15 protein-coding genes are annotated in these 13932 nt (G+C 48.0%); 10 read left to right on the forward strand and 5 right to left on the reverse strand.

All coding sequences use genetic code 11. The features are described from left to right. Position 1 precedes the first annotated feature (1 nt). Together EDI29_RS13825 and EDI29_RS13830 are read right to left on the reverse strand one after the other, a co-directional pair. Complete coding sequence (locus tag EDI29_RS13825; protein WP_137741345.1) at positions 2-1387, reverse strand: SrfA family protein; 1386 nt, start codon at positions 1385-1387, stop codon at positions 2-4. A gap of 288 nt (positions 1388-1675) precedes the next feature. Continuing rightward, the gene (locus tag EDI29_RS13830; protein ID WP_137741346.1) at positions 1676-2365 is read right to left on the reverse strand and encodes an expansin EXLX1 family cellulose-binding protein; all 690 of its coding nucleotides are present in this window, start codon (positions 2363-2365) and stop codon (positions 1676-1678) included. A gap of 343 nt (positions 2366-2708) precedes the next feature. Between EDI29_RS13830 and EDI29_RS13835 the strand changes: the two genes are divergently transcribed. The 6 genes from EDI29_RS13835 to EDI29_RS13860 all read left to right on the forward strand — a co-directional run bounded on the left by EDI29_RS13835 (position 2709) and on the right by EDI29_RS13860 (position 8581). Then, positions 2709-3137 carry an OsmC family protein gene (locus EDI29_RS13835; RefSeq protein ID WP_137741347.1) on the forward strand — a complete coding sequence of 143 codons (429 nt, stop codon included), beginning with the start codon at positions 2709-2711 and terminating at the stop codon, positions 3135-3137. 273 nt (positions 3138-3410) lie between these two features. Further along, positions 3411-3806 (forward strand): cytochrome b562, encoded by a 396-nt coding sequence (locus tag EDI29_RS13840; protein WP_107169523.1) that lies wholly within the window; start codon positions 3411-3413, stop codon positions 3804-3806. 110 nt (positions 3807-3916) lie between these two features. After that, complete coding sequence (locus EDI29_RS13845; protein WP_137741348.1) at positions 3917-4468, forward strand: TetR/AcrR family transcriptional regulator; 552 nt, start codon at positions 3917-3919, stop codon at positions 4466-4468. A gap of 137 nt (positions 4469-4605) precedes the next feature. Further along, positions 4606-5802 carry an MFS transporter gene (locus tag EDI29_RS13850; protein WP_137741349.1) on the forward strand — a complete coding sequence of 399 codons (1197 nt, stop codon included), beginning with the start codon at positions 4606-4608 and terminating at the stop codon, positions 5800-5802. Positions 5803-5951: 149 nt separating this feature from the next. Further along, on the forward strand, positions 5952-6440 hold the full coding sequence (locus EDI29_RS13855; protein ID WP_137741350.1) for a GNAT family N-acetyltransferase: 489 nt from the start codon (positions 5952-5954) through the stop codon (positions 6438-6440). A gap of 167 nt (positions 6441-6607) precedes the next feature. After that, positions 6608-8581 carry a methyl-accepting chemotaxis protein gene (locus tag EDI29_RS13860; RefSeq protein WP_137741351.1) on the forward strand — a complete coding sequence of 658 codons (1974 nt, stop codon included), beginning with the start codon at positions 6608-6610 and terminating at the stop codon, positions 8579-8581. Between the two features lie 64 nt (positions 8582-8645). On the opposite strand, the gene EDI29_RS13865 is transcribed toward EDI29_RS13860, so the two are convergent. Then, positions 8646-8912, reverse strand: coding sequence for a YjbD family protein (locus EDI29_RS13865; RefSeq protein WP_005968519.1), 267 nt, complete (start codon positions 8910-8912; stop codon positions 8646-8648). Between the two features lie 142 nt (positions 8913-9054). On the opposite strand from EDI29_RS13865, the gene EDI29_RS13870 reads away from it, so the two are divergent. Together EDI29_RS13870 and EDI29_RS13875 are read left to right on the forward strand one after the other, a co-directional pair. After that, positions 9055-9390, forward strand: coding sequence for a nuclear transport factor 2 family protein (locus EDI29_RS13870; RefSeq protein ID WP_137741352.1), 336 nt, complete (start codon positions 9055-9057; stop codon positions 9388-9390). A gap of 77 nt (positions 9391-9467) precedes the next feature. Beyond that, a complete protein-coding gene (locus EDI29_RS13875) occupies positions 9468-10262 on the forward strand; it encodes a hypothetical protein (RefSeq protein WP_137741353.1) in 795 nt (264 codons plus the stop codon). 327 nt (positions 10263-10589) lie between these two features. Here the strand turns inward: EDI29_RS13875 and EDI29_RS13880 are convergent, their stop codons facing one another. After that, positions 10590-11366, reverse strand: a complete 777-nt coding sequence (locus tag EDI29_RS13880; protein WP_137741354.1) for a YdcF family protein — start codon at positions 11364-11366, stop codon at positions 10590-10592. Between the two features lie 182 nt (positions 11367-11548). Between EDI29_RS13880 and EDI29_RS13885 the strand changes: the two genes are divergently transcribed. Both EDI29_RS13885 and EDI29_RS13890 read left to right on the forward strand, forming a co-directional pair. Beyond that, positions 11549-11836 carry a VF530 family protein gene (locus tag EDI29_RS13885; RefSeq protein WP_137741355.1) on the forward strand — a complete coding sequence of 96 codons (288 nt, stop codon included), beginning with the start codon at positions 11549-11551 and terminating at the stop codon, positions 11834-11836. Positions 11837-11841: 5 nt separating this feature from the next. Beyond that, on the forward strand, positions 11842-13137 hold the full coding sequence (locus EDI29_RS13890) for a glycoside hydrolase family 10-like protein (RefSeq protein ID WP_137741356.1): 1296 nt from the start codon (positions 11842-11844) through the stop codon (positions 13135-13137). Between the two features lie 28 nt (positions 13138-13165). Here EDI29_RS13890 and EDI29_RS13895 read toward each other — a convergent pair whose 3' ends face one another. Next, positions 13166-13738 carry a TetR/AcrR family transcriptional regulator gene (locus EDI29_RS13895; protein ID WP_137741357.1) on the reverse strand — a complete coding sequence of 191 codons (573 nt, stop codon included), beginning with the start codon at positions 13736-13738 and terminating at the stop codon, positions 13166-13168. Between the last annotated feature and the right edge of the window lie 194 nt (positions 13739-13932).

The following is a 13932-nucleotide window of genomic DNA, read 5'->3' on the forward strand; positions in this document are numbered from 1 at the left end:
ATTATTTACTCTCGCGCTTTATCGTCATCGGGAAAACGGTGTCTGCGTCATAACGACCAATACACTCCGCAGCGGTGCCAGATGCACCTTGTTTACAGACCAGTTCCGGCATTTGGAAACGAGAATTATCGGAACAGCGTGCACCAGAACGACTATTGATGATCAGATTGCCAGAGCCCATTAATCCCGCCTCAACATTGGCACGACACGTGACACCGTCACCATGGGTGATACGCGCAGTCCCTTTGCCATTTTGGATTTGGTAGCGCAGGCTAGGTGGCCTTCCGGTAATTGGGGCTTTTCCATCAACAATAACGCGCCAGTTGCCGTTCAGGAATTTGATAGAACCGATTTTCACCGCATCTGCCGGCATCACCAGGTCATCCCGGCCCGCAGGAAGTGCTGGCACTGGTTCGATAACAGGTTCAACCGATGGTGTAACAGGCTCTTTGGATTCAACAACCGCAGGGGCTTCTGGTTTGACTGCCTCTACAATCGGCGGAGCCGAAACGGGTGGCTCAACGGTTTTTACGATCTCTTTTTCTACGACAGGTGGGGCGGGTGGCGGTGTGGGTTCAGCCGGTGTAGAGGCGGGCAATGCACGTTTTTCCTGCTTGACCGTTGCAGCCTGGTCGGATGTCGGTTTGTCGTCTTGTCCTGACACGCAGCCACGTATTTGTAATGCCAAAATAGCTAACAGTGCGGCGGCAGGTAACAGCCACCACAGACGGAAGAATGGCGTGCGAGCGGGCAACGTTGCCGCGACGTTAGGCGCTGGTGTCGGCTCGACGGACTCGGACTGAGCGATAGGCTGTGGTTCTGGCTCGGGTTCAGGGTCAATCAATGGAAGCGTTGGTACGCTTGCTACGGGAGTCGGTGTTATCACAAGCGGCTCGGCGTCCTTGATGACAGGGCGCAGGCAGTCTAACGCATCAAGACGGGATTTCTTATCGAGATTAACGAAGCCCCAGAACGTTAAAACGGGTTTGCCATCAACCAGATAGACGTGGTTTGCACCGGGGAACTGTATCGCTTTTGCCAGCAGGACACCGAAAAGTTTCTGCCCGGCTTTCTCTGCATTTTGCGCACGCAGGCTGATGTCGGCAACCGCGGTTTGATAGGTTTCCAGTAACGACAGCGCCTTTTCTCGTTCTTCTTCACTGGCAGCAATCCAGGAGGTGACTTTACCGTCAATTGGCGCATACCAGTCAATACGGTCGCCATGCTCGTTGGGTTGAGGAATCGCCAGACAATCGGCAATTTGCTGCTGTTTTCTGAGACGTAACGTTTCCCGCAATTGAAGTGCTGATGCATAAACTGGCTGCCCGTTCTCACCCAGCGCCAGAAAATCATCCAAACTTCCACTACGTAAAAATAATTTTGCCACGCAAAAGAGACCTTTTGTAATGATGCCTAAAGCAGAAAATAGAATGTAATCTGCGACAGGGTATACTGTAGTGCGAATGATGGCGAATCAAACGCTTAAAGAAGTGATAAAACTAACAAATATTTGGGCAATAGAAAAAGTGGGAAGCGAGATGCGGACTTACGAAGAATGGACAACATCCAGATAATACGATGAAAATGCTGAAAAAAAGTGTCTACTGCGTCAATCGCAATCTGGCAGAAATGAGGGATGCTGCGTAGTGTCAGCTTCCCTCAAGGTTTTGAGTGATTACAGTTGGACGTTGCCCGTGATCAGGTACGCAGATGAAGTGCTTTGTGACATCGGCGGCAGCGTATCACTGAGGACGTTGCCTTTCACATCGGTAAATTCAATGGGAATATCGTTCATTCCGACGTGCTCCACAATAAAGTGGTTGTAATCGGTTTTTTGTGCAGCAATCCATTGGTTATTGCGCATATATTTCATTTCAATAACCGGATATTTTACATTCCTAAATTGTACCGCTGCCCAGTAAGGGTTTGAACCCTCTTTTATACGATAAATAACGTTGCCATTGACCGGCGCTTCGATCAACGTCCAGTCGATATTAATTTTCCCATCTTGCAGATTGCCTATTTTCTCGAATGCATTAAACGATAAATCTAATGCGCAATCTCCACCTTCTGGATAAAGATCCGTGACATAAACCACCGTGCTGCCTTTTGGACCATTCACTTTCAGGTAAGCTCCAGCCAGCGACGCTTTAATACCGCGATAATCCAGTTGGCTCCGGTTTAACGCGGTGATCTCCATATCCTGTGGAATAGGGTCCAATAAGAGTGCTCCGCCCTGATACCCAGAGCCCGTTGCGGTAGCGTAGCCGTAACAGATATCGTCCAGTTCCCACTGGGCGTGAGCGGTATTAATCAGAGGAATAATGCATAATGCGGACAACGCTAATGAGGTTATTTTATTCATGTTTCACATCCAATATGATTCAAGAGTAATAACATAGTTGAGTCGTAAAAATAAATGCGCCAAAACAGAATTCCATTTTCTTAAAATCCATCGCTTTGACCCATCGATAATTCAGGGTTTGTATAAATAGGTAAATCAGTTTTATCTTAAAATAAGAAAGCAGTGAATATATCACTGACTTTATTTATATACGGTAAAATCATTATGTGAATAGAATAATCGATTTGGATTTATATCAAATATGTTCTACGGTTTAAAGGGCATGACTTACGCTTCAACTCAGATAGCTGCCAATGGCTAATCTATACCCCAAATAATTCGAGTTGCATAACGAGGAGATTGCATGACTATTCATAAGAAAGGGCAAGCGCATTGGGAAGGTGATATCAAGCAGGGAAAGGGCACGGTTTCAACAGAAAGCGGGGCATTGCAGCAGCAACCATATGGCTTCAATACCCGCTTTGAGGGTAAACCTGGCACGAACCCGGAAGAGCTGATTGGCGCGGCGCATGCGGCCTGTTTCTCTATGGCGCTCTCGCTGATGTTAGGCGAAGAAGGCCATAAACCCGAGTCGATTGATACGACGGCGGATGTGGCGCTGGATAAAGTCGATGGTGGATTTGCGATTACTAACATCGCGCTTCACAGCACGGTGAAACTACCGGGGATTGATGAAGCCGCGTTCGATAAGATTATTCAAAAAGCGAAAGCGGGCTGCCCCGTGTCAAAAGTGCTCAAGGCCGAAATTACACTGGACTATCAGTTGAACTAACGACTGAGCGTGACGACATACGGGGGCGATGAAAGGGCTTGCCAGGCGATACTGGTGGGCCTTTTTACATTCACCCAATCAAAAACAGCAAAATGATTAAAAATAATTTAACATCTTTACGATAATAACCATAAAATCAGAATTGCCATTACGGTGTAATCTGGTCGTGGTGTTGTAGGCAATATAAATAACAAAAGCAATATTGGGCTGGCCGGCTACGGTGGCCAGATTCTTTGAGTATGTCGTGCTATGGAACACAAGCGAGAGTTCAAGATGAATAGAATGACCAAGATCTGTTTTTCTGTACTGTTGGCCGGTAGTTTGCTGACACCTGTTTTAGCAAATGCGACCGTGTCGGAAGACATGCGCGGTATGCAAAAAAGTTATACTGCCGCGACTAAAGCGGACGACGCTACAACGTTGAAAACAGCGCTGAGCACATTCCGTGAGCATGTTGTGAATGCTAAAACACAGGTGCCGCCTGATTTCGCCAAGCAGCCTGCGGATGGCCCAGACAGAAAAGCCTATGTGGAAGGTCTGGATAAGATTTTGCAAAAAGTCGACAGCGCGCAGGCTCTAGCGGATGCTGGTAAACTGAGTGAAGCGAAAGCGGCGCTCGCAGAAATCAACACCTTGAAAGGTGAATATCACAGTAAATTGAGAGGCTAAACCGCTTTTCGTTTACCATAAGCCGCCAGTGGGAACCGAACTCACTGGCGGCTTTTTTATTATAAAGATTACGATCGTCAGCATTGCCAGCTAAAAGGGGGAATAGAACAATGTCACCATCACTCGATGCAACGCATGATGGCAAAGATACACAACACAGAATTCTTGAGGCTGCGCTGGAAGTCATACTGGATCATGGCGTGCGAGGGGCAACCTACCGAAAAATTGCGCAACAGGCAGGGCTGTCGCCGGGGACGCTGACCTATCGCTATAGCAGTATTGAACTGCTGCTGAACAACGCGTTCGTTTACATGGTTGATGGCATATCACACGCATTCCGAGTCCGTCTCAAACAGGCAAAAGACATCGAGAGCGCGCGCGAAGCGGTGGTTGATCTGATCTGTGGCGATATCTGGGCGACGCCGCGGCATCTGACATTGAGCTTTGAACTGTACGCGCTGGCATCGCGCAAAGAAGAGTATCGGCTGATATTGCAGGAGTGGATGACGCGCAGCAGAAAATCACTTCACCTCCATTTCAGTATTGCGACCGCGTGTTCGCTGGATGCGGTGATTGAAGGATATACGATCCATAACTATCTCAATAATGAAGCCGTCGGCCGCGAAGATATTCTCAATACGGTGATAAAACTGACATCCTGATACCGTCTGGCGCGATCTTGCCAGACGTCTTCCCATGAAAAAAAGAACGTAATGAAACAGGTGCAAAGCGGCGTATATTCGTGCGATAGTTATTCGTACATATGTACGAATTGATTTAAATAAAGACGACGAGAACTATGACTACAAAATCCGCGATCAATAAATTCGCACTGTTCGGACTGATGTTCATTCCCGGTTTTACGTGGGCAACCTGGGTGACCCGAACTCCCGTGATGCGAGATGTGCTGAATGCCTCAACGGAAACCATGGGTATGATCCTGTTCGGTTTTTCATGTGGTTCCATGCTCGGCGTATTGGGGGCGGGTAAAGTGATTAACGTCCTCGGCATCCGTAAAACCATGGCCGGTGGATTTCTACTGCTTCTGTTTGGGCTACTTGTGCTTGCCGTTTCGCTGTCTATTCGGATCACACCGGGTGCCTTTATGGGACTGCTGATTTTCGGTGCAGGCGTTGGGTTGGTTGATATCGCCATCAACATTGAAGGCGCGGCGTTTGAGCAACATCTGAAGAAAAGCCTGATGACAACGTTACACGGTTTCTTTAGCCTGGGAACGCTGGTTGGTGCACTGGCTGGGATGGCGATGACGGCGTTCGGCGTTAATACAACGCTGCATTTTGTCGCGGTAGTTGCACTGTCGATACTTACCGCGGTTTTGCTGATGCGCCAAATGCCATGGCTGAGCGATCTAGCCAGTTCTGAGCAAGAAGATAAAGGGAATTACAAAACCCAGGTTTTTAACGAACTTAAAGACCGCCGCTTGTTGATTCTTGGCGTGGTTATTCTTGCGATGGCGCTTGCAGAAGGCTCTGCCAACGACTGGCTGCCGTTACTGATGATCGATGGCCACAACTTCGGCCACACGACAGGAACGTTGGTTTATGTCGGGTTTACGGCAGGTATGACGCTGGGTCGTTTTGCCGGAGGATATTTTGTCGATCGCTTCGGTAAGGTCAATGTCCTCCGATTCAGTGCCGCTTCCGCCGCACTGGGGCTGGCGCTGGTGATCTTCTCTGATGCTCCATTATTGGCTGCCGCTGCGGTTATCTTCTGGGGAATTGGGGCCTCATTGGGATTCCCACTCACGATTTCTGCCGCAGGAAGTGGAGAAAACAGTGCCGTTCGCGTCACGATTGCCGCAACATTGGGTTACTTTGCTTTTCTCGTGGGGCCGCCTGCATTGGGCTTTCTTGGCGAGGTGGCGGGGTTGCGCATCGCGATGTTACCCGTGCTTGCCATGGTGATTCTGGCTTTTATTTGTTCTTCTGCCGCCCGCGATCGGGGAGCCAGTACGGCATCTGAAACGCCATCCTGACGTCTTTGCACGGTTCCATTTCGTATTATCGGAACCGTGCAGTCTGTGTCACCATGTTGATTATGTTGAAAATAAATTACGTGATGGCCACCAATATTAAATAACAGCAGTGAGTCTGGCCGTCACTCCAATCTAGGAAAGCGAACGTAATGGTAAATTTAACGGATATCACCGAGTTGGATTATCCCAACTATCGCCAGTTCTTCATTCTTGAATATGCTCAGGATTTACAAGCGTCCCGAGGATATGACGTGGAAAAGGCGAGGGCGATTGCCACGCAATCAATCGATATTGCGCTACCGCAGGGTACTCATACGCCAGCCAATAAATTATGGTCCATTCAGTCTTTAAATAATGAAGATGTCAGCATTGGCTATTTGTGGGTAGTTCTGAACGGAAATTCGGCCTGGGTATCCGATTTTATCCTTCTGCCAGCGTGGCGTGGCCGAGGTTTTGGTAAAGCCTCACTGGCCGCGATGGACGTGGCGCTCGCGGCGTTAGGTATTTGTGAAATCGGGCTGAGAGTCGCTACGCATAACCCGGTCGCCAAGGCGTTATATGAAAAACAGGGATTCCAGATTACCGGTTTTAACATGCACAAAAGTCTAGTGCCTACCTCATCGTCAGACTGCGGCTAAACCTATGACGTAAAAACGATCTCCGACGATCGTTGGCCTCCGGCTCTTATCCCTTGTTCATTCCTGCACCGCTAAAGTTCAAAAAAAAAACGCCGATAGACAAGTAGCAGGGAACTCATTGCAAGGGAATGTTGATTACGATAAGGGTCAACACCAGGAGAGCCATAATGGCCAAACAATTAATACAAAAAAAGACAATGAGCACCCGCGCCCAGGTATTGTTAACTGGCGCACTCACCATCGCACTCGGTTTCGCTGTCACCATCGGTGTGCTCAGCTGGCAGTCTAGTCGTGAACAAAAGTCTCTGGCCGAGCGCTATTTACAGCAAATAGCCCAAAGCGAAGCCTTGAGAATTCAACAAGAACTCAACTACGCTCGTGATGTGGCTCATAACCTCGGGCAAGGGCTAGTCGCTTTACCATCCGCAGGCATTAAAGACCGCGCGGTGGTCGATAAAATGATGGAATATGCCTTGCGGGATAACCCGGAATACCTCTCGGTTTCAGTCATTTTTGAAGAAAATGTGTTTGACGGGCGTGATGCTGAGTTTGCCGAGCAACCGGGTCAGGCTCCGAAAGGTCGCTATGCCTGGTTTGTTGACCGCGATCAGTCTGGCAATTACACGATGCATCCTCTGCTTTCTTATCTGACTCCCGGCCAGGGCGATTACTATCTGCTGCCACAAAAGAGCCAGAAAGACACGCTAATTGAACCCTACACCTATGCTTATAATGGCGTCCCAACGTTACTGACATCAGTCGCAGCACCGATTGTCAGTCAGGGAAAACTGTGGGGTGTCGTCACTTCCGATATTTCTCTTGCGTCATTGCAGCAAAAAGTTAATCAGATTAAGCCTTGGGAAGGCGGCGGCTACGCGATGCTGCTATCCAGCGCCGGTAAAGTCATCTCTTATCCTGACAAATCCCAAACGAGCAAAGCTTGGCAAGGACCGACTGACAATTTTACGTCTTCAGTGGTACAGCACGACGATGCGATTCTGGGCGAACAGGCGCTGGTGACCTGGCAGCCTGTCACCATCGGCAACAGTACGGAGAAATGGTATCTGGGGATTGTTGCGCCAGTGAGTCAGGTGATGGCCGCGTCTGAGCGCCAGCTAATGAACGCGGTGATCATGATGGTGATCAGCATTCTGTTGGTAAGTGCACTGCTGGGCTGGGTATTCAGCCGTAAAGTGCTTAAACCGATCGGTGGTGAGCCGCTTGAAGCCGCAACTATCGCGCTGTCTGTTGCTGAAGGGCGACTGAGTAATGTGATTGACGTGAGAACCGACGATCGCAGCAGCCTGTTCTTCGCACTGCATACGATGCAATCACAGCTGCGCCAGGTGGTTGGACAGATCAAAGATGCCAGTGATTCCGTGCGACAAGGTGCCGCGGAAATTGCCAGCGGCAACCTCAATCTGGCCTCACGTACGGAGCAGCAAGCCGCCGCACTGGAACAAACGGCAGCGAGTATGGAAGAGATCACCGCCACGGTGAAACACAATGCCAACAATGCCCATCAAGCCACGACGTTGACAGAGAATGCCACGAAGATAGCCCAGCGCGGTGAGTCGCTGGTTAGTCAGGTGGTGCAGACGATGTCGCAGATTGATGACAGCGCGAAGAAAATTGGCGACATTACCTCCATGATTAACAGTATCGCTTTCCAAACCAATATTCTGGCGCTGAACGCGGCGGTAGAGGCGGCGCGAGCAGGAGAGCAGGGTAGAGGGTTCGCCGTCGTGGCATCGGAAGTTCGCAGTCTGGCACAGCGCAGCGCCAGTGCGGTGAAAGAGATTGCCGCCTTGATCGAAGAATCCAGCCAGCGCGTTGAAAGCGGCGTTAAACTGGTGAATGATGCGGGTAAAACCATGCAGGATATGACGCATGCCGTCAGTTCAGTACAAAGTATTATCGGTGAAATTGTCACTGCATCGGATGAGCAGGCGAAAGGCATAAGTCAGGTCACGATCGCCGTCAATGAAATGGATGGTGTCACGCAGCAAAACTCAGCGTTGGTACAGCAGATGTCTGCGGCAGCCAGTTCGTTGGAAGATCAGTCCATGCTGCTGGCGCAAACGATAGAGCATTTCCGACTGGAACAGCAGCACGCTTTACCTCATGCGCTTTTAAGATAAAAAGAAACACGATCACCCGGCGACTCTGAGGTTGCCGGGTAATACGTCTAGTGTTACAGCGTGGCTAGCGACGGCCGCGTAAATTTGTATTCGCGGACCATTCGTAAGTTGTGGATGAGTCAGGTTTAAATTTATTTTTCTTCTTCTCTGCCCGGGCTTGTTTTGCCACGGCTTCACGTTCCTTCATCAGCTTATCGATGTAATCGTCTTTAATATGATTACTTTCAGAGTTGGTTAGCGGACGGTCCTGTTTTTTTCTCGCCTGATCGAGTAACGTCTTAAGCTGACGTTGTTCGCTTTCTGTCATGTCTTTCTGAGTCAGTCTGGGCATGGGAATGGACCTGATAAGCGGGCTGGGAAATACATTGTAGAGGAAAACACACAGAGTCCCAGATAAATCACACCGCATGTCTTTAACTTGATTATTTAGGTAAATAGCATGATGAATATAAACGCATAATGGAGAGGACGTAATGTCACCAGAGTTAGTGGTAGCAGCGCAGTTTAAGGCTTATAACGAACATGATATAGATGCTTTCATGGTATGTTTTTCGCCAGACTTCAAAGCCTACCGCATGCCGTCAGAAACACCGTCAATGGAAGGAAAAGAGGCGCTGAGAGAGTTTTACGTGAATAACCGATTCAATAATCCAGAACTGAGGGCTGAACTGGTGTCACGTACCGTATTAGGTAATAAAGTATTTGACCATGAGCTAATTCATGGGCTTTCAGTTGAACCAATAGAAAGCATTGCCGCTTTTGAGATAGAACAGGATCTTATTAAGACAGCCTGGTTTTTCTTTTCTTAGCAAACGTATTCTGGCCAGAGCATCAGATTTTGCCATTTAGGCAATGAAATTCGTAGCGTAAATAAACAGGACGTTTTATGGTTAAATCTTTAAATACATTGCTGCTTGTCTCACTTCTAAGCGCATGTTCCCAGTCTCCTGCATCCATCGATAAAAACGCGCTGGTTGGAACCTGGGCGATGTTGCCATTGAAAAATGGTATTGCCAATGTTGTCGAGTTTAGAGCAGGCGGAAAAGCGCTGTTGCACGTTTTTAACTGTGAGAAACCAAACGTTGAAGAAGGGGTTGAAACGTCAGATTACGTTGTCGATGAGCATGGGAAATTGTTACACCTCACCGCACCTGGAAATAATAATACACTGAAAATAATAGATTTAAAGTCTCGCGTCATGAAGATGGAACAGGCTGTGGTGGATGAGAAATTTACCTTTTCCTATGTGAAAGTGGATAAGGTCATGCCGTTATGTTTTTTATATACACCTAAGGATAGGAGCAGGGAAACCGCTTTTCAAAAGAGCGATTTTATCCCCGCACCAGAGATACCCAACCATAAAGATCTCGCTAATTACATCGGCAAATGGCTGAATAACGGTGTGACTCAGTTGGAAATCCGCCAAGGGAAAAATGGGCAGATTTATCTGTATATGCCTGCCAATGAAAATTGGCATCATCTATATAACAATGCGCATTGGGAAAATGATGCGTTATCTTTTAATAGCTATGCCTACTCAGAGAAACCAAGTCTGTTCAGCCACCCATATCATAAATCGCTAACGCCTAATACGATCAGACTATTACCGAATGGGAAAATGCACGTTACGATCCTGATGATTGATGGCGAGAAAATATATTTTGATTTCACGCGGGGATAGCGTAAAGAAAGAATGGCGACGTTGTCGATGAATAACAAGCGCTCGCCATTCAATGTATATCAGCATGATTTTCAGTGGATGCCAGAAAAAGAGTTTTGTGGATGCGGGGATTTGCCCAGTAGAACGGCCAGTTTCTTCCTGTTTATCCATTGGTTCGCATAATGTGTATTATGTTAAATGACCTACAATGATAAATAACTTCATATCCCGCCATCGCTTTCCAGCAAATCAACATGTTAGTAATTTCTGACAGCCCTCCCGTTTCTTGCGTTAGGCACTGAGTACACTTACTTCATATCGATAATGAGGTTTGTTTCATGTACTCATTTAGCGAGTTATCTCTCTCGTCTCTTTATGTACCTTCAGGTAGTTCCATGCTTCTAATACCGCATCTGGAATATCCACGTGTCCAATGAAACCCGCACCTTTTGGGCCATACCCATCAGCATCATCGTATAGTCTTTTTATTTCGCCTAAAGCCATTGAGACGTAACGTTCCATTGTCCATATGCCAGGCACATGTCCGCCGATTATATGGGGTTTACCACTGACGATAACTAATCGTGGACTCAAAATGGGCCAGTTAATAAATGTGCATGGCAAATTGCTTTGGCTCCAGCTATGCATAAACGACTCATAAGTTCGCCGTTGCATTAGTGGGTCCTGTACAAGGATTGCGCATTTCACCTCTATTCCATGATCCACGATCAATTTGCGGCTCAGGGTTGCATTAGCCCCACAGTTTGTTGAAGTCCCTTCGATATAAATGTTTTCCTGAGGTATGTTGAAAAGTTTTGTTGCCAGAGATGCGATGATTTCAGCTTCACTTTTCCCTTTTGTTTCAATACCTAATCCGGTGGTGATTACGTTTCTTTCTATTTCATGACGAAGAAGGTCTGTTGAATGACCTACGCCGCCGCTAATTAACATAGGTAGCTTTGCGTCAGAGGCAAAATTCAAGGCACCAATGATATTGGGTATCACAGCATGCCCGGCGATGATGAGCAGATCAGCCTCTATTTCCTGACTCTCCGTAAAATCATCTACGGCCAACCAGTCAGAGATAATATTCAACGCATTCACTATATCTTTGGACATTTTCATGACTTATTCCCACGCTGATTGCAGCCTTGTTACTCAAGATTTGCAATTAAAACAGTACGCTGGTTCATACCCATAGCGATGGTGTCGCGGCTTGGATCATTGCTGGCCGCCCCGCTTTCTTGTAACCTTCCTTACTACAAGCTCAACCCTGAACACAAAAATCTGAAACTACCGGACGTTACATGACAGCTCATATTTCTAAAGACCCTTTACATGGCGTAACGCTTGAAATGCAAGTCAATGCGCTGGTTGCCCGTTTTGGCTGGGTTGAGCTGGGTAAACTGATCAACATCAATTGCTTTAAAAGCGATCCAAGCGTCAAATCCAGTTTAAAGTTTCTGCGCCGGACCCCTTGGGCTCGTGCCGAAGTTGAAGCACTGTATCTTGATTCTCTGGACGGTTCCGCTCCTGTAAAACCAGATAATAGCACCGTTGACCCATGGGCTAATAGTCGCAGAAATAAGAGCTAACCAACGTGAAAAAGCCAGTCGTACTCATTGCTACTGCGCTTCTACTTGTCAGTTGCGCGTCTAAACCACCAAGCTCGCTTGTCACCCCGCTTCCTCCTGCTAAACAGCCGCTTCCGGCGAAATCTCAGCAGAATAAGGAACCCATGCGCGGTGTCTGGCTGGCGACCGTCTCCCGCCTGGATTGGCCACCGGTGGCATCCGTCAATGTCAGCAGCCCTGCTAGCCGCATAACTCAGCAGCAGGACGCACTGAAAGGCAAGCTGGATAAATTGAAAAGCCTCGGTATCAATACCGTATTTTTCCAGGTTAAGCCTGATGGCACTGCGCTTTGGCCCTCTAAAATATTGCCCTGGTCAGATATGTTGACTGGCAATATTGGTGAGGCTCCTGGCTACGATCCGCTTCAATTCATGCTGGATGAAGCGCACAAGCGTGGTATGAAAGTCCATGCCTGGTTTAATCCCTATCGTGTATCCGTTAATACCAAGCAAGGAACCGTGACGGAACTAAACCGTACATTGTCACAGAATCCAGCCAGCGTATTTGTGTTGCACCGTGACTGGGTCCGCACTGCGGGCGATCGCTTTGTACTCGACCCCGGCATCCCAGAAGCGCGAAGCTGGATCACCAGTATCGTGGCCGAAGTGGTTGCGAGCTATGCTATTGACGGCGTGCAGTTTGATGACTACTTCTATGCTGAATCATCGACCTCAACGCTTAACGATAGCGAAACCTTTAAACGATATGGTCAAGGATTTGGCTCAAAAGCAGACTGGCGGCGACACAATACTCAACAACTGATCGAGCAGGTTTCGCGTACCATCAAGCAGTTGAAACCCGAGGTTGAATTCGGCGTTAGCCCTGCGGGTGTATGGCGCAACCGATCACACGATTCGGCAGGTTCCGACACGCGAGGCGCGGCGGCTTACGATGAAGCTTATGCCGATACGCGCCTGTGGGTGCAACAAGGGTTGCTGGATTACATTGCCCCGCAGATATACTGGCCCTTCGCACGTGATGCTGCTCGCTACGATGTGTTAGCAAAATGGTGGGCGGATGTGGTGAAACCTACGAGTACGCGCCTTTATATTGGTGTGGCACTGTATAAAGTGGGTGAGCCGTCAAAGAATGAGCCAGACTGGATGATAAAGGGCGGCGTGCCAGAGCTGAAAAAGCAGCTCGATTTGAACGAGTCTACGCCACATATTAATGGCACGATTCTGTTCAGAGAGAATTATCTCAATCAACCACAGACCCAAGACGCGGTTAATTATCTTAAAAATCGCTGGAATCCGATCTAACGGGCGCAAATCCGCGCCACGTTTCCGCTTAACGTAAAATTTTCTCGATCACCCGACGAAAGGAAGGCAAATCTTTTTCGGGTGAAAAACCTTTATTTATCGCTTTCCGACCGATAAGACCATCGATGATTGAAAAAAGCATAATCGTGGTCTCTTCGATGTTAATACTATTACTGAATTCTCCCGCTTCTACGCCCTTTGCTATTATTTTTCCTATCCCATCACGCATTGCCTTATCACTCGTAATGAAGGTTTCACGTAAGGACGGATTGCGGGCTGATTCAGCAATAATTTCCACCCAAAGATGGTGTGAGGCAGGATAGCCCACATCACTGATGCATGACTCAAGCAAAGTACAAAGACAATTCAGGTACGAACCCGAATGAGACAATGCCTGAGCCGCAAGCGCTGACCTTTGTTCTTCTAACACGATTGCGGAGATCAGTTCACCCTTCCCTTTGAAGTAGGTATACATCGCCCCCTGACTTATGCCGGCACGTGTAGCAATTTCTTTTATGCTGGTTGCGTTAAAACCCTTCTCAGCAAAACAAGCGGCAGCGGCAGTGATGAGTTTGTGATAGGTCACATTGTCATTCGTCATGGTTGATCCTGACTATTATTAATGGGCGCACTTTAGCGCGCTTTTTTTCTCCATGCCAGACCTGCCTTTTCTGACCTGTCGTGCAGGAGTAAGGAGTGCGTTTTTATCTCGCGGGAAAAGCGATATCAAAAATGAGGACTTGTAAAACAAACACTCTCGCACCAAAATGAATGAACGGTCATTCATTAAATATC

Origin of the sequence: Pectobacterium polonicum (assembly GCF_005497185.1) — a bacterium.
GTDB classification, from domain to species: Bacteria; Pseudomonadota; Gammaproteobacteria; order Enterobacterales; family Enterobacteriaceae; genus Pectobacterium; species Pectobacterium polonicum.